Origin of the sequence: Stieleria varia (assembly GCF_038443385.1) — a bacterium.
Lineage (GTDB): Bacteria > Planctomycetota > Planctomycetia > Pirellulales > Pirellulaceae > Stieleria > Stieleria varia.
Window position 1 is genome coordinate 8,205,857 of the sequence record NZ_CP151726.1, and the last position, 24,846, is coordinate 8,230,702.

A 24,846-nucleotide genomic window follows, 5' to 3' on the forward strand; every position below is an offset into this window, starting at 1 on the left:
GCTTGCGCGTACCGCTACTCTCTCCGGCAGACGATGTCCGATTCCAACATCCCAGAACAGCTCGAACGCGCGCGTGTCGAGCTGCTGGATTTGACGGCTCGTAATCGCCTCATCAACACGTCGCGTTCCTCCAGTCGATCCAGTCGCCTGGAGATTGTCGATGAACTCTCCGACGATGTGTTTCACCGCCTGTGTGTCAAACGAAGGCGGATGACGTTTCTGCCCAAACCTGATCAGACCGACTCGGGCGATCCAAAACCCGAGCGAGAACCGGCAAACGACAACGAGCTGCAACAACCCGATGAGCCCAGCTTGCCGACCGGAGCCGGGGACAACCATCTGCAAACCGAACTGGACTCACAGAAACTTCAAACACGTCTCCTGAGAACCTTTTACGACGCGAGAACCTACGAACAAGAACACGGGGCAAACGTTCTCTACTTGGCGACGGGGTTCCTGAAATGGTTCGAAAGCCCATCCAGCGACAAACCTCGCTACGCACCCCTGATCTTGATCCCGGTGACGTTAGAACGCACCTCTGCTAACGCCAAGTTTCGAGTGACGGCGACCGAGGAGGAAATCTCGACCAATCTCTCGCTCAGCGAAAAACTCCGCTTGGAGTTTGAGATCAGCCTGCCAGAGATCCCCGAGTCGATCTCAGATTCCGATGATTTCCGACCGTCGGACTATTTCAACGCCGTGCGTCAGGCAATCGTCGACCAACCGCGTTGGGAGGTGTTGGACAACGACATGGTGCTGTGGCTGTACTCGTTTGCAAAATTCCTGATGTACCAGGATCTCAAACCCGAATCTTGGCCGGAGAACCAACGCATCCACGCTCATCCACTGATCGAATCCCTGCTGGGTGACGGATTCGACAGCGGCCAAGTCATCTTTGACGAACACGATGATGTCGATCGCATCATCACACCAAGCGAGATGTTTCATGTGATGGACGCAGACAGCTCCCAGATGCTGGTGATCGAAGAATCCAAGTGCGGCACCAACCTCGTTGTTCAAGGTCCCCCGGGGACCGGCAAAAGCCAAACGATCACCAACATGATCGCCACCGCAGTTCAAGCCGGTAAACGCGTCCTGTTCATCGCTGAAAAAATGGCGGCGTTGGACGTCGTCAAGCGCAGGCTCACCCATGTAGGCCTGGGCGACATGTGCTTGGAACTGCACAGTCACAAGGCCAACAAACGCGAAGTCCTGAGCGATCTGCTCGTCACGCTCAACATGGCATCGCCCCAGCAAGTCGACGTGACCACGCAAGCCGAAGAGCTGACCACGTATCGACATCGCATGAACGAGCACGCGATGTCGCTGCACACACCGATCGGCAACACCGGGCTAACCGTCTTCGACGCCGTCGGAGAACTCGTCCGCTTGGCCGCCAAAGGTGTTTCTGCCGCTTCGTTCGCCTTCGCGTACGCAGCCGCATGGTCCAAGGGCGAAATGCGAGAGCGAAAACACTTGATACAGGACTTGGCGACTCAACTCACCCACGTGAGCGTTCCCAGCAATCATCCCTGGCGAGGTTGCGGCATCCCGTCCGTCCTGCCTGCCGACATGACACAAATCGCCCGCGATGCTGGTGATGCTCAAATGGCATTAGAGAAACTTCGCGATGCATCCGATCACCTGGCGACACAAATACCCTGCGTCGACGACCTCTCTTTGGCAAACATCGCTCGCTTGATCGAGCTGGGTGAACTTGCCTGCCAAATGCCGCCTTGCGACCCGTCGTCCCAGATCTCCGACGCGTGGGACACCAAACATCGCCGTCAACTCGAAAAACTCGTTTTCGAAATCGGACCCGCTGCGTCCGAGTATCGCAAGCGGCTCGCCGCCAAAATCACCGACGACGCGTGGTCGACCGACTGGTCACAAACCCGTCAGCAATTGGCGACTCGTGGCCGGTCTCTATTTCGTATCTTCTATCGAGACTATCGCCAATCATCCGCCAAGCTGGCCGAACACCTAACCGATCGGCCGCCTCGCAGTCTTGATGATAAGCTGAGTCTGCTGGACATGTTGATGCAGTGGCAGCAAGCCGATGGACAACTGCGTCAAACCGACTTGCTCACCAAAGCCATGGGCGACAAGTATCAACAGCAGGAAACCGATTGGATCTCGCTGCAATCAATCCTGAAATGGAGAAAGACTTGCGACGCCGCCGAAATACCGGAAACATTTCTGCACCGTTGCAGCCAGCCGATCGACGCCAAAACGATTCGCCAAGGCATCGACAACATCAAGCCGCTTGTACAAACAGCGACTGCTCACATTCAATCGCTATGCAGCCGTCTGAAACTAGACATTCGATCGGCATTCGATGCCGACACCGAACGTGGCGTTTGCATCACGACTTGGATCCAGCGGTTAAAACAATGGCAAGACCGCCCGCTGGAACTACAGAAATGGATCGCTTATTACCGTCGCTACCAAAATGCGATCGCCGCCGACTTGGGTGAAATGGCCGACCAGATCCATCGCGGTCACATCGAACAAGACGCAGTCACCGATCAATTCGAAACCGCCTATCACGAAGCCATCTTGCGTGCAGCGTATTGTGAGTTTCCGCAACTCGCCGAATTTGAGGGTACCTCGCACGAGTTTGCGTTACAGCGTTTTGTCGAGCTCGATCTGGGACGAATCAACAACGCACGTCATCAAGTCTCAGCGACGCACCATTCTCGCCTGCCCACGACCGTGAAATCACCGGGCATGAAAGTGCTGCGGCACGAGATGAAGAAAAAGATGCGGCACAAACCGCTGCGAAAAATGCTCGAACTGGCCGGCGCAGAAATCCAAGCGATCAAGCCCGTGTTCATGATGAGCCCCATGTCAGTGGCCCAATACTTGCCGCCGGGCAGCGTGGAATTTGACCTGTTGCTGATCGACGAAGCCAGCCAGGTGCGTCCCTGCGATGCCATCGGCGCAATCGCCCGAGCGAAACAGATCGTGGTCGTGGGCGATGATCGCCAACTGCCTCCGACGACATTCTTTGCCAAGACCAGCCACGAAATCGACGACTCCGAAGACTACCTGGAGAGCGTTGGAGATTTGGAGAGTGTCCTTGGGCTGTGCGAATCGCAAAACATGCCTCGACGCATGCTGCGTTGGCACTACCGCAGTCTGCACCAATCGCTGATCGCGGTTTCCAACAGAGAGTTTTACGCAGATCAACTCTACGTCGTGCCCAGCCCGATCGAAGAATCGGATGACCTGGGACTGAAGTTTCATTTCCTCAAAGACGGCGTCTATGACAGAGGAGGCTCCAGCACCAATGCGATCGAAGCCCAAACGGTCGCCTCGGCAGTGATGCGCCACGCACACAAACAGCCCCATCTCTCCTTGGGCGTGGGAGCCTTTTCGGTTGCGCAGCGTGATGCGATCCTGGACGAAATCGAACGCTTGCGTCGACAGTCCCCCGAGACGGAATCGTTCTTCGCCGACGAAGGCCCTGAGCCATTCTTCGTCAAGAACTTGGAGAACATCCAAGGTGACGAACGCGATTGCGTTTTCATTTCGGTCGGTTATGGACGCGACTCCAGCGGCAAACTATCCATGAGCTTCGGACCTCTGAACGTCGATGGCGGTGAACGACGACTCAATGTTCTGGTCACTCGCGCAAAGCAGCAATGCCACGTCTTTACATCGATCCGCTCGGACGACATCGACTTGACCAAAACGAACGCACGCGGCGTAGCGGCCTTGAAAACCTTTTTGGCATACGCGGAGAAAGGAATCTTGAACGGCGAGAGCCAACAGCAAAAGCCACCCGCATCCGAGTTCGAAAAACAAGTCGCCACCGCGCTGACCCAACATGGCTATGACGTTCACGCACAAGTCGGCATGGAAGGATTCGTGGTCGATCTGGCCATCGTAGATCCCCAACGTCCCGGTCAATACTTGATCGGAATCGAGTGTGACGGCGAGAGCTATCGAACCGCCACCTCCGCTCGTGATCGCGACAGGATTCGCCAACAGGTTCTCGAGGACCGCGGCTGGATCATCCATCGCATCTGGTCCATCGACTGGTTCAAGAACCCCGACGAACAATTGCAACGCGTGATTGCGACCATCAGGAACCTTAGACCACCTTCGTAACGAACGCCGATCTCAAGCCCCCCCATAAGCTTGTCTCACGGGTGAATGAGCTCTGGAGTTAACGGGAGTTAGCTTCTCAAAGCAGCCAAATCTGAAAGCCGCGGAGGCGGCGAAAGCGTAAAGCCTGGGACGCGAGTCCCAGGTCACGTTTCCAAACGATTCCAGACAAGCCGCGGAAGCGGCGACAGACTGCGGTCGATTTCCCAACCTATCTCTCACCACGTCGCGGCTTTTCAGGCACGGTGATCTGGCACCCCATGGGACTCACGTCCCATGCTTAGCGGGGCCGTCGCATCCACGACTATGGACTCCGAACCCCTATGAGCTTGTCTCATGGGTGAATGAGTTTTGTAGTTAGCTTTCAAAGCATCCAGATTCCCAGTCGTTTGCCGCGAAGGGCGGCAAACGACTGGGAATCTGAGGAGCCTGTCTGGGGTGCATTAACCAACAAAACGATTGCTCACGCCAAGCAAGCTGGCATGAGGCAAGTAGGACCAACGCGGAAAGAACATTTTGTTGCTTACGCACAACAATGTGCTCTGTCCCCATTCGCTTTTCCCCAGCATTCTCGATTTGGAGGATACAAGGTGACGTCGGGCAGTCCCTTACGTACACTAAGAAGATAACTCTAGCTAAATAGCACCGCTACTCATCGAGTGAAACAGATGAATAAATGCATCGTCTTCCCTTTCGTATTGCTGATGGTGGTATTCGATTCCTCGAATGTTCACGGCGTTGAAGGGAGTGATCAGTTCAACCGTGGAGTCGCGGAATTAGCTTACCGGCTTGCAACGGAAAAACAAAAAGTCGTACTTCGCGAAGTGGTGAATCTCTATGCGAATGTGGGAAGCCCTGCGTCCGCTTTGGACTCATCATCCTCGAACATTGAGATTCCAAAACTGCTCGGCGATGTGATTGCCTCTCACGATCTTGAGTCAAAGCTGCCGCTGAGATCTGAACCTGCAAAGGGCTTGGTGACGCGTGTTTATGGTGATTCCAATGATGCAAAGACAGTCAGCAATTTCTCTCGCATTGACGTTGTTGAACCTCCAATCGCTTTGCGACGAGCATACGAAGAAACTGGGAAGCAATCAAAATCGGAGTGTGCGAGCGCCGTCGCATGGTTGCTTCGTTCAGTGAGTGACGGGCACAATCCATTCTATTTTGCTGATGAGAAGGGTGTTGTCGATTCAACAGACATTGAGACAGTGGCCGAAAAGCAAAGGCACTGGGATTCTGCGTGCTTGATCGGCGTTCAAATCATCAGAAAGTTCTCACGTCGAGACATTTCGACAATCCAATCTGTGTTGACAAATGAAAGCCATTCATTGCGTTTTTACCCAGGCTATTTTACGCCTCCTCGTTGGATTCGAGAGTCGGAACTGCTCCTTAGTGGCCGATACACTGCTCCGTCGATCCACGCAAAATTGTCGGTGGGCGTCCCTGAACAGCAAATCGTGGGCAGCAAAGAACTTTATCATTTGGCCGTTGACCAGATGATCCGCGCGGCGAATCGATTCAACGTCAGTATGTCAAACCCACGGGTTCTGGATTGGAAGCGGTTGGAGAGGAAAACCGATGTGAAGGACCCTTTCGGAGACCCCCTCAGAAGCCCGTTCGGTGAGCCTGTTCAAAACCCATTTGGCGGGTGAGCTTCGCTGGGGTCAGGCCTTGCATTGGGTTTTCGACGGTGATAGATGTTACCGGCCTTTTTGATGTCGCATTTTTGGCCGAATTGAGATCGGATGGTTTCATTGGGAGAGAAAATGGGACGAGAGAAAATGGGACGGGGGTAGTTCTGAGTCCTAGGAGAGAAACTGGGATGGGGGTAATTTTGAGCCCTATCGCATGATAAACTGCCTGCTTTGGAGTTTCCATGCCACGACAGAAGCGGGCCGATGAAGCTGGCGTTATTGATCACGCGATCAATCGTGGGAACGCTCGTCAGAAGATTTTCCTGAAGCAGGACGACTATGACGCGTTCATTCGAGTGCTGGCCGAGGGATTGGAGAAGTATCCAGTCGAATTGTTTTCGTTTACACTGATGCCCAATCGCTGGCATTTGGTCCTGCGGCCTCAGCAGAAAGGGCAAATGGGACGTTTGCTTTGTTGGGTGACGGCAACTCATTCTCTGCGTTATCACGGGCACTATCGAACTCGCGGCGAAGGCCATCTTTACCAGTCCCGCTTCAAAAGCTTTCCTGTCCAAGGCGACACGCATTTCTATGTTTTATGTCGCTACATCGAACGCAATCCACTCCGAGCGAACTTGGTCAAGCACGCAGAGGATTGGCAATATGGATCACTTTTTCGTTGGAACCAGTCCGCAGAGCCACTTCCGAAAATACTCTCGCCATGGCCGATTCCACGACTGCCCAACTGGGTCCAGCGAGTCAATGAACCGTTGGGTGAAAAGGAATTGGACGCCATTCGCACCTGCGTCAACCGTGGTCGTCCATTTGGTGATGAGCAGTGGACAGATGAGGTTGCGGAAAAGCACGGACTCTGGTTCACGATGCGCCCGGTGGGACGCCCCCGCAAGAAGCGGACGCCAACAAAATGAGGGATCGTCCTGTCAATATTACCCCCGTTCCTTTTTCCTCGCCCAATGTGTCCGACAGCGACGGTGAGAAGTGGACGATTGCGGAGTGACGCCGTAGAAAGCGTCCAACCACAAAATGCAAATGCATGGGATGATCAATTATTGCGGTTGAAACTGGTCAAGCGTCCCTTGTTTTTGGCATCAACGCTTCGTTGACGTTATCGACTCGGGGGACGTGAAAAGAATTGGTGACGCAGTATGACAGCTTGCTCTCACGATTCGCAACGATTCGGTGTCGAACGATTCGCGTCCCGACGGGACAAAAAAGACAGCCCAGGGCACAGCGTAGCGTCGCCCTGGGGCAATGATTTACAACGTTTGCCACAGCCCTGCACCAAATCGGTGTCCGACACCTTTTCTACGGCACCTTTTCTACGGCCGATTGAGACTGAAAGATTCGCGAGATACAATTTCCTGCAAAGACAATGAATCAGGTTTTACAATGAATCAAATTTTGGTCTCATCTTGTGAGCTTCGGTAGAGAGAATGGAAATTCAAACGAGTTGCCCGGATATTGAATGCCAAAACTCCATTCGCGTATCATCAAAAATGGACGGCCAAACCGTTGCATGTGAAGCATGCGGAAAAGAGTTTGTCGTCAAAAGCGGCGTCGGCCTTATTAGCGGTTTCGACCTTGTCTCTGACGCGGCGGAACAAACGCCGGTCGCTTCGGCAAACCCACCGTTGGAATCCAACCCGTTCGCGGAAATCGATACTCCTCTGATGCCGGATCTAGAAGAAGCCCTGCGGCAATCGGAATTGAATGCTCGTCCTTTCGTTAGTTCTCCAGCGACGAATTTTGCGTATCCCAGCGACGAGCGAGATCTTCTCGAAATCAGTCTGGACAACGACTCGTCCATCGAAACCAAGACACTACAAAGTAGGCTTCCGCTAATCATCGGAGCCCTCGTGGCATTTCTAATGATTGGCTTGGTAGTTCTTGCAATTCTTTTTGTGCGTTCGTTAGGGATTGGTTCCCAAACCAGTCGCGAGGCAATGGCTGGCGGCGGGGATGCGACAGCGAGTCTTGACGATTTCGCGGACAATTTCCGACAGTTTCGACGTGGACACGAATTAGGTTCAATCGAGTACTCCAACGTGCATCCAGGGCCTGTCTGTTGGTCAGGGGTATTCTATTCCTGCAATAAGTTTGGCGTCCTGCGATTTGCGTTACCGAAATCCTGCCCAGTTGACATTGTGTTTTTGTCGGCCCAGGAAGCGATTCCGCAATGGATGGAATTGAAACCTGGCGCGAGTGTCACGTTTACAGCAAATCTAACACCAAGGGTTCATTATGCGATTCACTGGGGCGCAAACGTTGTCCCAAACGAATTCAAATACGAGTCCAACGGACTGACCGATGGCACCGGACGGTTGGACGAGAAAGCCGGCTACCAGGGAAGGGATCAGGTGCAAGCAAAGCTGATCGTGAACGAACTGCGGCTTGCTTCAGCGAAGCCTCTTTCTGAAATTCAGAACGCGAAAGCGTTTGCCGAGCATTGGGTCGCGCTGGATCTTGGAACATTAGAGATGAACGAGGATGGCGAAATCACCGGTTTTTCGGCCGCAAGCACACAGCGTCAAAACTTCATCCCCAACCTGCCAGCGTCTGAACAAGTCAGTACGAATCTGACCGACGACGCACTTGCAATGATCTGTCTGCTCCCCGAGCTTTCTCATTTGACAGTCATCTCCTCGAACCTAACGTCGCAAGCGATGAAAGAGATCGCAAAGTGCAAAAAACTAAGAACCCTTTCCTTTATGGGAACGGAATTTTCAAACGAAGACGTGCTGAAAATCAGCAAGTGCGATTCACTTAGCATTCTCTCGATAGACGGAAAGGGAATTACGGACGAGGCTATCCCAACACTGCTAGCGATGCCCAATTTAAAAAATGTTTTCCTGACTGAATCGGGCATGACGAAGGAGGGGCTTGCAACTCTAAGGAAGACGCTTCACGAGCGTGTCTTTGGCGAGGAAAGCAAGGATTCGACGACCGATGCATCAGCGGACGCGGAGGTTGGCCAAGTGCCTCAGGCTGAGATGTATCAATCGCTCGAAACTGCTCCGTCGATTGAAAAATCAACCGAAGCTCCAGAAAAGCAACCGACGAACGACAATGTTGAACTGACCGAGGATGACAATTGGCGGACCTTCCGCAGCAGGAATGGCAAATACGAAAAAGAAGCTCGCTTCCTAAAACTCATCGGCGACACAGTCCACCTGCGAACGCGGGATGGTCAGGAAATTTCTTTGGCCATTGGTCTCTTGTCTGATGACGATCAGCTCTACATTTCCAGAGCTTTAAAGAGTCGTTAAGATTGAGGGGGGAATTAGCCGCCCTGTTTTGTTCGGAGAAATCATTCGGAGCGTTGACGGTGCAGGCGAAGGCAGGCGCCTTAGATGAACGCGTGGGGACGGAAACCTATCTGCAAGAGTGTCGATCCGCTGTCCTCAGTTGCCGGGGTGAGCTTCGTTGGAGTGAGCTTCGTTGGGGTCAGGCCTTGCATTGGGTTTTCGACGGTGATAGATGTTACCGGCCTTTTTGATGTCGCATTTTTGGCCGAATTGAGATCGGATGGTTTCATTGGCCAGAAGTGACTCATTGTTCACGGTCTACGTAGGATGGATTCTTTGCTTCCGCCGGGCTTGCCCCGGTTCGGAGCAACAAATGGCAGCTACCCTCATTGCATTCACTTCCCCCCACCGCCCGCGAATCGCCGCAGGCGATTCGCGGGCGGTGGGGAGGTTTTGTTGGCGTGCGCAAGTAGCCGTCAGTTGTTTCCTCCGCCGAGACAAGCTCGACGGAAGGTGCTTTAAATCAGACCGAAGTAGGATCGAATCATGTTTGTAAGTTTGAAGTGGGAGGAGTGAAGTTGGTAGTTGGCTTTTTGTGCTCGAAGTCGCTTGGAATAGGCACTTGTTGGGTGACGCAACGTTTCAGCGCTCAGCCCTTTTCCCCCGGAAAAGCTTGGGGAGAATGGAGCCAGGGTGGACGAGTGGTGCGGATTGTGGTTCGAGGCCCACGGCTAGGCGCGGATGATTCATCAGCCGCCTAGCGTCTGAGGCTCACGAGGCATCGAGCTATTTGCTAAGCGTTTCGTTCCTTCGAGCCATGCCGTTGGCCACGGCGTCCAGCAGGCGGGTGCTTACCGATCCGACGGCCACCTCCGTAGACGATCTCGTCGCCATCGCCGTGACGCAACACGATCTTTACCTTGCCTGGAGGCGATAGGGAGACACCGGCAGCGGGCAGCTTTGCCGGCCGGCAAATTGCTGCAAGTGTTGATCGAATGTCTGATCACTCACGCCAACCAGCACTGGCACGAATTCACATCGATCCGCCCAAACGCCATCCATCGTCGATCCACAGCGTCCCAGCCAATACGTGGTTGTGACCATCGAGGAATCTTTCTTCCATCGCGTCTCCGAGTCTTGATCAAACCATCGACGAAAGTTCACGCTTTCGCCTGCGTCGTGGAAAAGATGTTTGTTCAGACGTGAGCGAAGCGTTAACAGAGCTTTCATCTGCGGCCTCTATGCTTTGCATCAAAGTCAAAGCGACCAGGCGGAGAAAATGGGACGGGGGCAGTTTTGATGAGGTTGCGGAAAAGCACGGACTCTGGTTCACGATGCGTCCGGTGGGACGCCCCCGCAAGAAGCCGACGCCAATAAAATGAGGGATTGTCCTGCCAATATTACCCCCGTCCCTTTTTCTCGCCCAGGCTGTTGAGCCTTCTTGTAGTTGTATCAAAGCAGAGCTTGAACGTGGGCCAATCCCACCAGGCGGATCCCGAGCATTGCGTTTGAAGCTATCAACCGTCGGTAGAGCCCGACATCCAGATGCTGTGGTGCCGATCAATCTGGTGAGCGAGTCATCGCAAGCTCTCAATCTGCCTATCTATCTTAAGTGCCGGCTCACCGGAATGATGGAATTCTCGCAGCCAATGACTGCAATAGAGGTAGCTGATGCAAATGAGCCAGTGACAGTCAAAATCCCGTTTTTCATGACACCCCCAGTGCAGCAGCGAAATCTGTTTGCAACGATGCAGCCGGAACTTCTGCCGTGCCAGATTGTTAAGTCTGATGTACACGATAACGCATGGGATATCGCGATCACACTTTCGCCATCGCAGATACCTGACAGAGGCCTGAGCTTTGTCATCAAGCTTGCTGATGATGTGACCGGTAGGGAAATCGAGACTCACTGCTCGTTAACTAAGCGACTGGATCTGCGGCTAAGTCCGCGAACAATGCGATTTTCGAGGGAAGATGATTCTAAGCAGTTTGTTGCAAATTGCCTACTTCAGGCGGCTGTAGATTTGGAGGAAGGGAAGTCACCAGCAAAAAAAAGTGCCGAAAAACAATTGCCGAAACCTTCTATTTCTGTATCAATGGGAACGAAGCCCCTGAAAACTAGCATCGTTCCGATTTCTGACAGTAGTTGGAGAATAAAAGTTTTTATCGATTCGGATACGTTAGCAGTCGCCACAGAAAACAACAGGCAATTGGATTGGATTGTTATTGTGGGCGACATTAAGCAGCCATTCAAGTCGCCGATATCAGTGCTGCGAGCCAGCCTCATGGATGAAGACCTTGACAATCGCAACGCCGAGGCTTCATCACTTTTTGATGCTTATATTGGAAACCTAGAATCTATCAAAGACTTTGATGTTGCATACAGAGTTGATAGCTTTGTCACTTGTGAGGGCACAGCGGAGACATTTAATGAAGTTGTATATGTACGTCATATGGTGAATGACGGGATTGGATTCAAGTTGTTTTTCCGCGAAGCTGAAAGGGAGATGACCGCAGAGAACGGAGAGGCGAAGAAAGGGTTTCAGCTATCTGCTGGACTCCAATACGATGGACTTGTTTGCACGCGGCAATTCCCAGAAGGTCGCAATTGCTTGCCTCGATCTAATGACACGGATGCCCAGTTTGTGCTCGCGATGGCACCGACCGACTACAGATTGATTGGCGTTGCCCGGTTTCCTTACTCATCGGGGGTTCCAGAAGCGGTAATTAAGGCTCGACTGAATTCGTATCGAACAGCAAATCCAGCTCAGCGACTACTGCAGGCATCTGGTCGCGGAGCTGGAACAGTGGAACTTAAAACAGATGACGGTTTGATTTTTAACGAACATCGTTTCGAATTTGATCTTGAGCATTCTCTGATTAAGAACTGGAGATTCAAACGGCGCTGGCATGAGAGCTCTTCGTTCGATCCAATCCTCGTAGAAAGCTATCAATGGCGGCGAATTGGTGGGGTGTATGTGCCGTCAAAGATTGGAGGTGAGTTTCGAGAAATGTACCGAAACAAAGATAACGAAATCGAGGTAAAGGTCCATCATTATGATGTTGAATTCAAATGGGTCAGCTTCGGTGAAAGAGTTAGTGATGACAGCGATAGTATCAAAGATATAGACACGACTTATCTCGACAGTATCCACGAATCGAAGAATCTTCTCCTTTTTGGCGAGTTGGACGACATAGCGAGACCTCTGTAGCTTTATCGCTAGCGCGACGCTGGTAGTGGAAGAAGAAGCTAAAAAAACCCTGATCCCCTTTTCGAACTGGGCTGTTCAAAATTCGGGGTTTTGACACTGTGGCGCTCCGCAAGTTTCTGTCTCTTCTCCCGGCGCAGCCGGGAAAGGCCGGATCGAGCGAAGCAAGATCCGGGAAGGGGCTTGTCTGCGCAAGTCAACGATTGGCAATGGCAAATCGCTTGGCGGGGCACGCTATCGACTTGGAAAGTCGAGCGACGATTGTCGTTCGACTTTCCAAGTCGAGAACGAGCACCACCGTCCGCCCACATACAAACCATACGCTTTGTGCTGTGCTGCGTAACTGTTACCTCCCCCAGCCGCGAAGAATGTAGCGAGCCAGCGTGAATAGTCCGCTTTAGGACTTAGACTTGTCTTCGATCGGCTCGACATCGACGCTGACTTTCAACGTGTGCGCACCTCCGCCGAGGACCACGCCTCGCATTGGGCTGACGTCGCCGTAGTCCCTGCCGACACAGATGGGAATGTGGTTGGTGCTGACCATACAAGCGTTCGTCGGGTCCAGACCGATCCAGCCGACATCCTTGCCCGCATGCACTTCCAACCAAGCATGTGATTCGTCCGCACCGACCATCCGTGGTTTTCCCGGTGGCGGCGTCGTTCTCAGATAGCCGCTGACATATCTCGCCGCCAACCCGATACTTCGCAGACAAGCGATCTGGATGTGAGCAAAATCCTGACACACGCCCGCTCGAATCGCGAACGCTTCCTCCGGCGTCGTATTAACAGTCGTGACCGTCGTATCGTAGCGGAAATCAGCGTGAATTCGACGCGTCAGATCCAGTGAGGCCGCCAAGAGACTGCGGCCCGGCGTGAACGAGGATGTCGCATACTGAGCAAACGGTTCACCGCAACGAACCAGCGGCGAGTTGAACCGATGCTCGTCAATCAAGGGCTCCGCCGGTGCCAATTCGATCGAACTGGAGCATTGTTCCCACGGTGGCGTTGAATCTTCGTCGATCACTGCTTGCGGTTCGATCGAAACGACGCTCGAGGCCGTTACAACCAACGAACGGTGAACCGACTCGATGGAAAACGTCTGTACGTGATTTCCAAAATAGTCAAAGTGGGACTCGATCGTCGTCGGTGCCGGTTCGATTCGTATCTGCGACCGATGACACTGCAGATTGCCACCGCTGACAGGCTGCATCCGCAACTGGTTTTGGCAGACGGAGACATCCGAGCTGTACTGATAATGTGTCCGGTGCTTGACTCGATACAGAATGGATGCCGAGTCACTTTGGGGGACAGAATTTTGATTCATCAGAGTTCACAAAGACACGCGAGTGAGAAATGGACCGACCGCATCAACGTGCCCCTGTGATCTGCTGAACAGTTTGCGTATGAATCAGATACCGTGCATTGACCGCCTGGGCCAATTTGGGTATTTCCTCTTTGACCATCGTCATCAACGCACGCAATCTATCCAACTCGCCGCTCTCGGAGAGGTGGCAGAGATGATGGGGCTCGGCCATGATCAACTGGTGGTGCATGTTCATGGCGATTCTCTCATCCGGTCCAGGGCCGATCTCTTGTTCCCCTGATGGCAATCGTTTGAGCAACTGAACGATCTCGTCCAGTTGATATCGAATCGAACGCGGATTGGTTTCGTCCACGGCAACCAAATCAATGACGGGAGCCAAGCGGACAAGGTTCAGGTATCGCGAGCGGTAGGTCATCGAACTGTCGGTGACTTGCAACACGGCTTCATGAATCCTTGACCCGTTTGGAGTGGCCGGGCACAACATGGTTAGCAACAGATCCGCCGTGTGGTCTGCCCGCTCGATACGACGCCCCAGTTCCAGGAATTGCCAAGCGTGAGTGCGGACAAAACCTTCCGTTACGATTCCGGCAAAGGAGAGCAGGTCAACAATCAACGTGCCCATCCGCTCAATGGCTTGACCAATATTGTCGGGGCCCAGCGGTGCATTGAGTTCACGTTGAGCCCGTTGCACGATACGGTAGGCGTCCATCGACAGTCGATCTCGCACCGCAGTCGCGTTGTGGACAACGGACTGCATGGTACGTTGCAAGCCTCGAGGTTGATCGACGTCGGTGATCGAACGGGGCAAAACGATTTCCAACTCGGGCAGGTTCGCAGCAAAAGATTCCAATGCGAAACTCGGTTCGACTTGCCCCATCGATGCCAACGCGTAGACCAAACGTGGAATCTCGGAAACCGATTTGATCTCGTCTTCGCCGGAAATGCGGTCCAACGTGGTCCGCAGCAAGCGCGCGAGTGCTTCGGCGCGTTCGCTGTAGCGTCCCAACCAATACAGATGTTCGGCAACACGACTGGGCAATTCATCGCCCGCGCGCCGAATCTGAATCGATCCGTGACTCTCCTTGAGCAACGTGATTTGGTGTTCAACAGGTTTTTCGCTCATGACCCAGCAGTCCTGAGTCATGTTCCCGCTGACCGGCGACCACGCCAGTTCTAAATCGTCTTTTCCAACTCGCGTCAGCGCGCCGGGCAACACACGAACTCGTTCGTCATCAACATTCTCGCCGCGTAGCAATTGGAACGTACGCAGTGACACACATTGAGACTGAATGCCGCCACTGGTCCATACAGGTGTGGTGCTGTACTGAAATCGTTCTTGCGCGATGAAATCCCGTGGCGATGCAGTGATACGCCCCCGCAACTTGCCACGATCCTCTTGGCTCATCTCCGAAACCACGTACGGTGGGTCGCTGGACACGGCAAAAGCGGGACGCACGATCAGATCATCCAAGTGATCCAAGACGTATTTACGATCTTTGTCGTCACCACACCAATAGACCTTGGCGCTTTTCAGCGTCAGCGGCTCGCTAAAGAAGTATTGGTTCGCGGCGTCCAAATAAGCCATCAACGCGGGCGTCTGAACAAGTACGCTGCCCAGAGTATTGACCACCGCGACTTGCTGATTGCGAACGCAACGCAGCATTCCGGAGACACCCGAGCTGGAATCGGGTGCCAACTCCAGGGGATCGCAACTACGATCACTGACGTGTCGCCACACGACCTGTAGCGGCAACAGCCCGCCCAGCGTCTTGAGGTTCAATTGCCCGCCACGGACGGCCAAATCAGATCCCTGGACCAACATCATGCCGAGGTAACGTGCCAAGTAGGCGTCTTCAAACTCTCGGTAGCTCGCTCCCGGCGGTGTCATCAACACGACACGAGGATTGTCTCGCTGTGTCTTTGCTTGAGATCGCAGATGCTCTCGTAGTGATTCAAAAAACGATGCGCATCGCAGTGTCTTGCAACTGCGAATCAGTTGCGGGAACACACGACTGGTGACGATGCGGTTTTCTAACAGATACCCGAGGCCGCTGGGCGCACGAGTCCGATCGCCCGTCACGATCCACTGACCGTCGGACCGCCTGGCCAAGTCTGTCGCCGTCAGGTGCAGCTTTTGACTGTTTCTGTCCAACTCATGATAGGTTCGATAGAAGTTTGGGTTCTCCCACAGCAATCGCCCTGGCAAGATCCCCTCACGAATCAATCGTTGCGGCCCGAGCAAATCTTGCAGGATGGTTTCCAACAAGATCGTGCGTTGTGCCAGACCTGCACTGAGGTCTTGCCACTGTCTGGGCTCGAAAACCATCGGGATTGGAGAAACCTGCCAGGGACGACTCGACCCAGCTTTCTTTTCCCCATCATCGACTCGAAAGGTGGTTCCATTCTCTCGAACCAAGCGTTCCATCGTCGCGGAGCATTCGGTGAGGCCTGCCGCACCGAGTTGCTGGAGTTGCGATTTGAGAAAACGCCAATGTGGACGCGTTGTTCCATCTGGGAACAGCATCTCGTCAAATCGATCGCCGCTGCTGCGATACGACTGCCAGATCGAAGCCGTTTCAATCGCAGTATTCAATAGCTCAGACCAATAGGGGAAACTCGCATTTTGGCTCCGCATCGAGGCGGCCGACTGAGCATTGTTTTAACACACAATTATCGCACGTGAACGTATGGAGGCTTGAGCCTTTCTACCGATATTTTCGGTCTAAACGATCGATCCGTGCCCCACTGCTGGGATGACGAAGCGACTGCCCCGGGGTATTGCATCAGCCGCAGTGGCGTTAGCTCGGATTATTCATCAGCCGAAACGAGATAGCGTCCGGTTCGCAAGGACAGGCGTAGGAACCGGACGCTATCGCGTGGCGGCTGATGTGCGTGGACTGTTTTCGTACCAACCCGCAAAAGCCGTTTTGTGCAAACCTGTTGCAAAGACTGTAGTCGGTCGCGTGAATAATCCGCGCCTAGCGGGCTGTTGATTGAGTGAGCCGCGACGCGTAAGCGGCCGGGCCTACCGCACTGCCCGGTGCCTTACGGCCCACGGCTCACTGTTGCGCTGTCTCGGCCTACTGGTTTTGCAAACTCCGGGCTACCATCCTCGTCTCATGTCAAAGGTAATTGGATACTCGTCCGGCGTGGAAAGGGGAACCGGTAAATCGGGAACGGCCAGCCGCCCCCCGGTAGCCGTTCCCGCATGAAAACGCGTCGCCCGTCGCGACTCCGCTTCGTTCGCATTGATCGGAAAAATCTCGTGCGCTCGCCCTGATGGGTCTGCGGTGAAATACCGACAGCCGCCCATCGAGTACTCCGTCCGACGATCCACCAAGTCGAACTGCAACGGCACATGCACGCCGATCATCGGGTGCAAACAACGCGGTGGCTGCCAAGCTCTGTACTTGATTCCGGCGACGAAACGTCCGGCGACTCCGGTCGGGTGCATTGGGACACGCCGACCGTTGCACAACACGGCGTGACGCTTGGGGTCCATGCCATCGACGCAAACCTGCAATCGTTCCATCGAGGAATCGACAAATCGTGCGGTGCCGCCACCGGCCGGTTCTTCGCCCATCAGATACCAAGGTTCGATCGCCGTTCGGATTTCCAAACTCACGCTGCCGCACTGTATCCCTCCGATTTTCGGAAAGCGAAACTCGTGATGCGGCACAAACCATTCCGGTTTCATCGGCACGCCGTTCTGCTTCAACTCCTGGATCAAGTCACACAAATCCGTCCAGACAAAATGCGGCAACAAGAATCGATCGTAGAGCGATGTCCCCCAGCGAGTCAGCGTTCGCGTGTACGGCCGCTGCCAAAACGCGGCGACGATCGAGCGAATCAATAGTTGTTGCGACAAGTTGACTCGAGCGCTCGGTGGCATTTCGAACCCACGCAACTCGACCAAGCCCAATCGGCCGGTGCTGGAGTCCGGCGAAAACATCTTGTCGATGCAAATCTCCGCGCGGTGAGTGTTTCCCGTCAAGTCGACCATCAAGTCACGGAACAAGCGATCGACCATCCAAGGCGGCTGATAATCATTTCCGCCAAACATGTTGTCCAAGTGTTCCAGCGCGATCTCCATTTCGTAGACACTGTCACGTCGTGCCTCGTCCATCCGCGGCGCTTGACTGGTCGGCCCGATGAACTTGCCGCTGAACAGGTACGAAAGGGCAGGGTGGTTGTGCCAAAACCGAATCATGCTGCCCAGCAAGTGCGGTCGTCGCAGGAACGGACTGTCCTCAGGTCGTGAACCGCCCATCACGATATGGGAACCGCCTCCGGTGCCGGTGTGGCTGCCGTCGATGTCAAACTTCTCGGCAACCAACCGACTCTCGCGTGCCTTTTGATACAGCGTCTCCGTCAAGCCGACCAGCTGCCTCCAGGAAGACGACGGCTGCACGTTGACTTCGATCACCCCCGGGTCCGGTGTGACTTTGAACATCTCGACGCGGTAATCCGTCGGCGGCAAATAGCCTTCCACGATGACTGGGATGTCCAGGTCGACACAGGTCTCCTCGACCGCCGCGATGAGATCCAAATAATCCTCCAACCTTTGAGTCGGAGGCATGAACACGTGCAGTCGACCGAAACGGCACTCGACACACAGGGCGGTCAAAACCAAATCGTCGGTCGGTGGCGTCGGCTCGTCCTGCAATTGCTGTTCGTTGATTCGGTTGATCCGCTCGGGATCCTGTTTGATCGTGTAAGCCGCAGGTAGCGCTTCGCGAGGTGCAAATGGATCAATCGGCGCGGCCAACAGATCGGCGTTCAATGAGGCACCTGCGCCGCCCTTGGGCAACGAGTCCAGCGGCAATCGCAAACCGATGGGCGAATCACCCGGCAACAAGAACAGCTTGTCACTCCGCAACGGCCATCGTCCGCTGATCCAACCCGAGTGTGCATTCCACCAGGCACGACGGATCGGCATCACAAATCCCACCGGATTGCTTAACCCCTGTGTGAACGTTCGCATCATCATCGCACGTTCGTTGGGATCGTCGAGCTTGGGGTCGGCCGGATCGACATCGATCGGCAACCGGTTCTCTCGCCACAGATAGTGAAAGGTGTCTTCGTAGACGGGAAAGGTGGTCTTTGCCGACACGCCGAGGTTGACCGCCAGATGCCGAACGAAGCGTTGGGCATCGTCATGCGTGTGGCCGTAGTTGGTTCCTTCGTCGGCGATGTATTTTGGGTTTTGCCAGACCGGTTCGCCGTCTCGACGCCACAGGCAAGTCAACGCCCAACGGGGCAATGATTCGCCTGGGTACCATTTTCCTTGACCGTAATGCAGCAATGCTCCGGGAGCTACTTCATCACGCAGTTTCAACAACAGCACATTGCTGAGCACACGTTTTTCGACGCCGACAGCATCCGTGTTCCATTGGGGATCATCGGGATTGTCGACGGAGACGAACGTGGGTTCGCCGCCCATCGTCAGCCGGACGTCTTGGTCGACCAATAGTCGATCCACGTGATCTCCTGCCGCGAGGATCTCGTTCCACTGCTGGTCCGTGTAGGGCCGACTGGTGCGAGGTTGCTCTTCGATCCGCTTGACCGACATCTCGTGTTTGAACTCGACCTCGCACGGTTCGTGTCCGCCGGTGATGGGAGCAGCCCCGGTGTAGTGCGGAGTGCAAGACAATGGAATGTGTCCTTCGCCCGCCATCAAACCACTGGTCGGGTCCAGCCCGACCCAACCGGCCCCTGGCAGATAGACTTCCGTCCAAGCATGCAGGTCGCAAAAATCGGCCGTCGGTCCTTCGGGACCCTCAATCGGTTTCTCGTCCGGTGCCAGTTGAATCAAGTAACCCGAAACAAACCGAGCGGCCAATCCCGCGTGCCGGAACCCGTGAACCAACATCCAAGCCGAATCGCGACACGAGCCGCTGCCCAAAGTCAGTGTTTCCTCCGGCGTCTGGACTCCCGGCTCCATCCGCACGACGTAGTTGATCATCTTCTGGGCCGAACGGTTCACGTCGACCAGGAAATCGATCACCTGCTCACGCTCCTTGGGCATGGAATCGACCCACTGACTGAGTTTTGGCGTCAGCTCGCCCGGCACCAGATAAGGTGCCAACTGAACCTTCAGCGCCGGGTCATATTGGAACGGCCATGACTCTGCGTAATCCTCGATGAAGAAATCGAACGGATTGAAAACCGTCATGTCGACGACCAAGTCCACCATGATGGACAACTCGGTCGCCGGTTTGGGGAACACCAGTCGCGCCGCGGGATTGGCGAACGGATCCTGTTGCCAGTTGATAAAATGCTCGGTGGGACGAATTTGCAAATCGTATGAGACGACTTTAGTGCGACCGTGATAGGCCGGACGCAGACGCACCAATTGCGGCCCCAGACCGATCGGGCGGTCGTACTGGTAGTGGGTGTGATGGTGGAGAGCGACTCGAATGGTCATGCGGGCTGCGTGCTGTGAAAGTAATCTTGTCCGAGCGATACGCCGATTTCATTGAGTTGAATCTGCAAACGATCGATGAACTGGTGCATTCCGCCGGCGATCACTTCTTCGACACTGGTGTTCGACAAACGATGCAATAGAGATTGGATTTGCTTTTGAACTTCGGTGGTACGATCACCACCACAATCGGAATCGATCTGAGCCAGCGACCCGTCTGCGCCACGGATACAAGACAGAATCGACCTCGGAAAGGACTTATGAAAGAGAAAGAATTCAACGATCTTTTTCACGTCCGCCAAATGGTGCTCGCGTCGGTACGCTTCAAATCCACTGACTGCCAGCAGCAACGTAGACCATTGCAAATCGTCGACGGCAGTACCGACATCCTCCAGGCTGGGCAAGAGGCTGAAATACTTGACATCCAAAATCCGAGACGTTTTGTCCGCACGTTCCAGCAGTCGCCCTAAATTGATGAAGTGCCACGCAGCGTCGTGCGCCATGGTGCTATCCAGCACTCCTGTCCATGTCAATGCATGGAGCCTCACCTGTTCAAAAAATTCCGCGGTGGGATCTTTGATCTGAGCCTCCGCGTTGTCTTGGACGAAATGATAAAACTCGTTGAGTTCCTCGAACGATTCCGTTGAAATGGTCTCACGAACACCGCGAGCGTTTTCTCGGGCTGCGATCAAACACGTCAGCATCGAACTGTGGTACTCGGTGTCAAACGCCAAGAACTTGACGACGTTGTCGCGGTCGGCGACACCATATTTCTCGGTGAACCATTCGTTGTCTCCGGTCACCTTGACCAGCGGCTCCCAAGGATCAACGACGAACTCTGGTTGATCCAGGATCATGTACAAAGTGACTTCGATGAATCGCGCCAGGTTCTCGGCCCGCTCTGCTTGGCGGCTCATCCAATAGATTGATTCAGCTACACGTGACAACATACGAATCAGTGGGTTGAAGGGGAGTCGATCGAGGCGATGGGCTGACCGGCTTCGGCGATCACCCAAGTATCCTTGCTGCCGCCACCCTGGGATGAGTTGACGACCAGCGAACCTTTCTTGAGCGCGACCCGCGTCAATCCGCCTGGCAAGACCCAGACGTCATCGGGTCGACTGCACAAAATGTAGGGACGCAAATCGACATGGCGCCCCTCCAAATGGTCTCCGACGACGGTAGGCATTCGTGACAGTTGCAACGTCGGTTGGGCGATGTAATTACGTGGATTGGACCGAATGGCTTTGGCAAATTCCTGTCGCTGCTCATCGGTCGCGTGTGGACCGATCAAGATCCCATAGCCTCCCGATTCGCCGGCGGCTTTGACCACCAACTCGTCGAGGTGACTGAGCACGTATTCTCGATCCTCTTCGTCGTGACAGACGTAGGTCTTGACGCTCGCCAGGATCGGTTCTTCGTCGAGGTAATAGCGAATCATGTCCGGAACGTACGCGTAGATGACCTTGTCGTCCGCGACGCCGGTTCCCGGCGCATTGGCCAGGGTGATGTTGCCCAAACGGTACACGTTCATCAAACCGGCAACGCCCAGCACACTGTCGCTGCGGAAAACCTTGGGATCCAAGAATGCGTCATCGATTCGGCGATAGATCACATCCACTCGCTTCAACCCTCGCGTGGTTCGCATGTAGACGTGGTCGTTCTTGACGATCAAGTCACGTCCCTCGACCAATTGAACCCCCATCTGCTGGGCGAGAAACGAATGTTCGTAGTACGCGCTGTTGTAGACCCCCGGCGTCAATACGACGACGGTCGGATCGTCCACATGTGGCGGTGCGACTTCCCGCAACATCCCGTACAAACGCGACGTGTAATCCGAAACGGGCCGAATCTGTGACGCCCGAAACACTTGCGGAAAGTTCCGCTTCATCACGTGCCGATTTTGCAACACGTACGACACGCCCGAGGGACATCGCAGGTTGTCCTCCAAGACATAGACGGCACCACTGTTGTCTCGAACCAAGTCCGTGCCTGTGATGTGACACCAAACATCATTGAAGGGCTTGAGCCCCACGCACTGTTTCAAATAGGCCGGGCACGAGTCGATCAGTTCGGCCGGAACGATCCCTTCCTGTACGATCTCCCGCTCGTTGTACACGTCACACAAGAAACGGTTCAGCGCCCGAATACGTTGCTTCAGTCCGGCATCGATATGCTTCCACAGCAAGGACGATACGATGCGTGGGACCACGTCAAAGGGCATGATCTTTTCGGTGCCGGAGGAATCACTGTAGACCGTGAATGTGATCCCCATCTTGAACAGGGCACGTTCGATCGCGTCCTGTCGTCGCAGGAGCTCCTTGGGCGGCAAGCTGATGATCAAATCCACCAGAGCTTGCGCGTCTGGACGCGCTACACAATCCTTATCGACCAACTCATCAAAAAATCCATCGGTTTGATACCCAGACAATGCCGGCAGCTTTTCTCGCGGGCTCCGTGAGATGGCGGGCGAACGCGATGAAGCCTGAGACTGAGATTGATTCTGCATCACGAGACGGGGGTTCCCAATTGCGCACAAATGAACGACCGCTAAGCGGCGTCAGCCGATCCGCTGATGGACTGAAAACTCTCTCCCGCCTGAAAGAGAGTCGGCATTGTAACCGGGCTTGCAAGCGACCGTAGGATCAATCCCCTGACGGATTCACTGCGGTGCCAGAATCCCCCCTTCACGCCGAACTTGCGGCGGAGAACCCCATCAAAACGCTGCTAGACACGCGATAGTGACAGGATGCGACGATGGCCGGCAAGATCCTTGATGAACCGCAGGTCACCCAGTTCTGAGATTTGCTCCGCCAACTCCGCACAAGCCTCGGCGATCATCGGGCTGAGCTCAATGATCAGCCTGCCGCCCTGATGAAGCCGGCCATAGGACTCGCCCAGCAAGCGCTTGATGGTTTCTGTCCCGTCCGGCCCCGAAACCAACGCCAACTTGGGCTCAAAGTCGCGAACGGTCGGCTGCAATTGATCGAACTCGCTCTCACTGACGTAAGGCGGATTGCTGCAGATCAAGTCAAACTTGGCCGGAGTGGTGACATCGGCGAGTAGGTCACCGGCGACAAAATCGATCCGCTCGGCGACACCGTGTTGGTCTGCGTTCCACCTTGCCACCTCTAACGCTTCCGGACTCAAATCGATTGCCGTGATGCGGGCGGAAGGCAGATGAACCGCCAAACTCACCGCGATCGCGCCGCTGCCCGTGCCCACGTCCGCGATTTGCAGTGGCCGATCACCGGGCTTGATCGCCTTGGCACAGTCCAAAGCCTCGATCACCAAATGCTCCGTCTCGGGGCGTGGGATCAGCACATGCTCGTTCACACGAAACCGCAGCGAATAGAACTCCTTGTAACCGACCAACTGAGCCACCGGTGTGCCTTCGCCACGCCGGCGCACCAATTCGCGAAAAGCGGTCTTTTGTTCGTCATCGGGCTCTTCCTGAAACGCCGTGTACAGCTCGATCCGACTGCACTGCCTGGCATGCGCCAACAATACCTCGGCATCCAACCGCGCCGACTCGCTGCCACGGCGTTTGAAAAAGTCCGTTGTCCATTCCAGCAATCGCAAGACTGTCCAGGGTTGTTCAGCGGACTCAGGCATGGAACTGTATTGACGGGGTTGAAGTGGAATGGCTCGGAGCAAGAACAGGTAGCCGGTGGGATGACGGTAACGACATCAGGTATCCACCATGTCGCCGCGAAGCTGATCACGGTCGTACTCGATCAACGCCTCGGTGACCGGCGTGACGGCGCCCGCCATCACCTGATCGAGCTTGTAGAGAGTGAAATTGATGCGGTGATCGGTCAGTCGATTCTGAGGAAAGTTGTAGGTGCGGATCCGTTGGCTTCGGTCACCTGAACCGATCAAACCTTTGCGTTGCTCGGCCTGCTTGGCTTGCTCCTCTTCGCGTTTCTTTTCATAGACCCGCGCCTTGAGCACCCGCAGAGCTTTTGCCAAGTTCTTGTGCTGACTTTTTTCATCCTGACACTGCACCACGATGCCGGTCTCATGGTGCGTCAAGCGAATCGCCGACTCGGTTTTGTTGACGTGCTGGCCGCCAGGTCCCGAAGCGCAGAACTTGTCGACACGGTAGTCATCTGCTTTCACATCGACCTCCACGTCCTCAGGCTCAGGCATCACGGCAACGGTTGCCGCCGAGGTGTGCACACGTCCTTGTGTCTCCGTTTCGGGAACGCGTTGAACTCGATGCCCGCCGGACTCATACGCCAGATCGCGGTAGACACTCTCGCCCTCGAGCGTCAACGTGATTTCCTTGAATCCGCCCATGTCGGACACGCTGCTGTCCATGACCTCCACCTTCCAGCCCTTGATCTCAGCGTACCGACGGTACATCTCGAACAGGTCACGGGCAAACAAAGCGGCTTCCTCGCCTCCGGTCCCCGCGCGGATCTCCATCACACAGCGGGTGCGATGACTGTCTTCGCCACCCACGGTCATCGACAGCAAATCGTCCCACAACACTTCGCGTTTGGAACGCAGCTCGGCCATTTCGGTTTCGGCCATTTCGCGTTCATCATAATCCTCCGCTGCCTCGGCCATTTCCTGGCAACCGCGAATCTCCTTGCTCAACCGCTTGAACTCACGGTACTTGCTCGCCACCTTGGCGAGCCCGCCGTGCTCGCGCGCAGCAGCACCCATCTTCGCGCCATCGGCCAACACCTCGGGGTCGGACATTTGGCGTTCCAACTCTTGGAATCGGGCAAGTTTTTCTTCCAGCAAATCGCGGACGATGCTCATGGCTCACGCGTTAGGCAAAGGGGAGGAGGGTGTACGAAAAAAGCCGCATCGTTCCATTGAAATGCGGACGACGCGGCTGTATCGCGAGGGAGCAACGCTG

Annotated in this window: 13 protein-coding genes; 5 read left to right on the top strand and 8 right to left on the bottom strand. The window is 54.8% G+C overall.

Going from position 1 to position 24,846, the window contains the following annotated elements; all coding sequences use genetic code 11:
• Nucleotides 1–33: 33 nt before the first annotated feature.
• From Pla52nx_RS27705 to Pla52nx_RS27720, 4 genes are all read left to right on the top strand, one after another.
• Nucleotides 34–4,116, top strand: coding sequence for a DUF4011 domain-containing protein (locus Pla52nx_RS27705; RefSeq protein ID WP_146522200.1), 4,083 nt, complete (start codon nucleotides 34–36; stop codon nucleotides 4,114–4,116).
• A 665-nt stretch (nucleotides 4,117–4,781) separates the two neighbouring features.
• A complete protein-coding gene (locus tag Pla52nx_RS27710) occupies nucleotides 4,782–5,768 on the top strand; it encodes a hypothetical protein (protein ID WP_146522201.1) in 987 nt (328 codons plus the stop codon).
• A gap of 224 nt (nucleotides 5,769–5,992) precedes the next feature.
• The gene (locus Pla52nx_RS27715) at nucleotides 5,993–6,679 is read left to right on the top strand and encodes a transposase (protein WP_146522202.1); all 687 of its coding nucleotides are present in this window, start codon (nucleotides 5,993–5,995) and stop codon (nucleotides 6,677–6,679) included.
• A gap of 723 nt (nucleotides 6,680–7,402) precedes the next feature.
• Nucleotides 7,403–9,037, top strand: coding sequence for an SHD1 domain-containing protein (locus Pla52nx_RS27720; RefSeq protein WP_342190272.1), 1,635 nt, complete (start codon nucleotides 7,403–7,405; stop codon nucleotides 9,035–9,037).
• Nucleotides 9,038–9,931: 894 nt separating this feature from the next.
• Here the strand turns inward: Pla52nx_RS27720 and Pla52nx_RS27725 are convergent.
• Nucleotides 9,932–10,246, bottom strand: a complete 315-nt coding sequence (locus tag Pla52nx_RS27725; RefSeq protein ID WP_146522204.1) for a hypothetical protein — start codon at nucleotides 10,244–10,246, stop codon at nucleotides 9,932–9,934.
• Nucleotides 10,247–10,518: 272 nt separating this feature from the next.
• On the opposite strand from Pla52nx_RS27725, the gene Pla52nx_RS27730 reads away from it, so the two are divergent.
• Nucleotides 10,519–12,228, top strand: a complete 1,710-nt coding sequence (locus Pla52nx_RS27730) for a hypothetical protein (RefSeq protein ID WP_231742324.1) — start codon at nucleotides 10,519–10,521, stop codon at nucleotides 12,226–12,228.
• A 394-nt stretch (nucleotides 12,229–12,622) separates the two neighbouring features.
• Here the strand turns inward: Pla52nx_RS27730 and Pla52nx_RS27735 are convergent, their stop codons facing one another.
• From Pla52nx_RS27735 to prfA, 7 genes are all read right to left on the bottom strand, one after another.
• Complete coding sequence (locus tag Pla52nx_RS27735; RefSeq protein WP_146522206.1) at nucleotides 12,623–13,549, bottom strand: transglutaminase family protein; 927 nt, start codon at nucleotides 13,547–13,549, stop codon at nucleotides 12,623–12,625.
• Between the two features lie 43 nt (nucleotides 13,550–13,592).
• Nucleotides 13,593–16,142 (bottom strand): circularly permuted type 2 ATP-grasp protein, encoded by a 2,550-nt coding sequence (locus Pla52nx_RS27740; RefSeq protein WP_231742326.1) that lies wholly within the window; start codon nucleotides 16,140–16,142, stop codon nucleotides 13,593–13,595.
• A 510-nt stretch (nucleotides 16,143–16,652) separates the two neighbouring features.
• Nucleotides 16,653–19,976, bottom strand: coding sequence for a DUF2126 domain-containing protein (locus Pla52nx_RS27745; protein WP_146522208.1), 3,324 nt, complete (start codon nucleotides 19,974–19,976; stop codon nucleotides 16,653–16,655).
• Entirely contained in the window at nucleotides 19,973–20,923 is a 951-nt protein-coding gene (locus Pla52nx_RS27750) for an alpha-E domain-containing protein (RefSeq protein ID WP_146522209.1), read from the bottom strand. The genes Pla52nx_RS27745 and Pla52nx_RS27750 overlap by 4 nt, the downstream gene beginning before the upstream one ends.
• 5 nt (nucleotides 20,924–20,928) lie before the next feature.
• Nucleotides 20,929–22,482 carry a circularly permuted type 2 ATP-grasp protein gene (locus Pla52nx_RS27755; protein WP_146522210.1) on the bottom strand — a complete coding sequence of 518 codons (1,554 nt, stop codon included), beginning with the start codon at nucleotides 22,480–22,482 and terminating at the stop codon, nucleotides 20,929–20,931.
• Nucleotides 22,483–22,700: 218 nt separating this feature from the next.
• Nucleotides 22,701–23,588, bottom strand: a complete 888-nt coding sequence (prmC, locus tag Pla52nx_RS27760) for a peptide chain release factor N(5)-glutamine methyltransferase (protein WP_146522211.1) — start codon at nucleotides 23,586–23,588, stop codon at nucleotides 22,701–22,703.
• 75 nt (nucleotides 23,589–23,663) lie between these two features.
• Complete coding sequence (gene prfA, locus Pla52nx_RS27765) at nucleotides 23,664–24,746, bottom strand: peptide chain release factor 1 (RefSeq protein ID WP_146522212.1); 1,083 nt, start codon at nucleotides 24,744–24,746, stop codon at nucleotides 23,664–23,666.
• Between the last annotated feature and the right edge of the window lie 100 nt (nucleotides 24,747–24,846).

Bases quoted from the DNA above. Each gene is read 5' to 3' on its own strand.
- Pla52nx_RS27755 (WP_146522210.1), bottom strand. From the start codon at position 22,482: ATGCAGAATCAATCTCAGTCTCAGGCTTCATCGCGTTCGCCCGCCATC.
- Pla52nx_RS27745 (WP_146522208.1), bottom strand. From the start codon at position 19,976: ATGACCATTCGAGTCGCTCTCCACCATCACACCCACTACCAGTACGAC.
- Pla52nx_RS27710 (WP_146522201.1), top strand. From the start codon at position 4,782: ATGAATAAATGCATCGTCTTCCCTTTCGTATTGCTGATGGTGGTATTC.
- Pla52nx_RS27715 (WP_146522202.1), top strand. From the start codon at position 5,993: ATGCCACGACAGAAGCGGGCCGATGAAGCTGGCGTTATTGATCACGCG.
- prmC (WP_146522211.1), bottom strand. From the start codon at position 23,588: ATGCCTGAGTCCGCTGAACAACCCTGGACAGTCTTGCGATTGCTGGAA.
- Pla52nx_RS27725 (WP_146522204.1), bottom strand. From the start codon at position 10,246: ATGAAAGCTCTGTTAACGCTTCGCTCACGTCTGAACAAACATCTTTTC.
- Pla52nx_RS27705 (WP_146522200.1), top strand. From the start codon at position 34: ATGTCCGATTCCAACATCCCAGAACAGCTCGAACGCGCGCGTGTCGAG.
- Pla52nx_RS27735 (WP_146522206.1), bottom strand. From the start codon at position 13,549: ATGAATCAAAATTCTGTCCCCCAAAGTGACTCGGCATCCATTCTGTAT.
- Pla52nx_RS27750 (WP_146522209.1), bottom strand. From the start codon at position 20,923: ATGTTGTCACGTGTAGCTGAATCAATCTATTGGATGAGCCGCCAAGCA.
- prfA (WP_146522212.1), bottom strand. From the start codon at position 24,746: ATGAGCATCGTCCGCGATTTGCTGGAAGAAAAACTTGCCCGATTCCAA.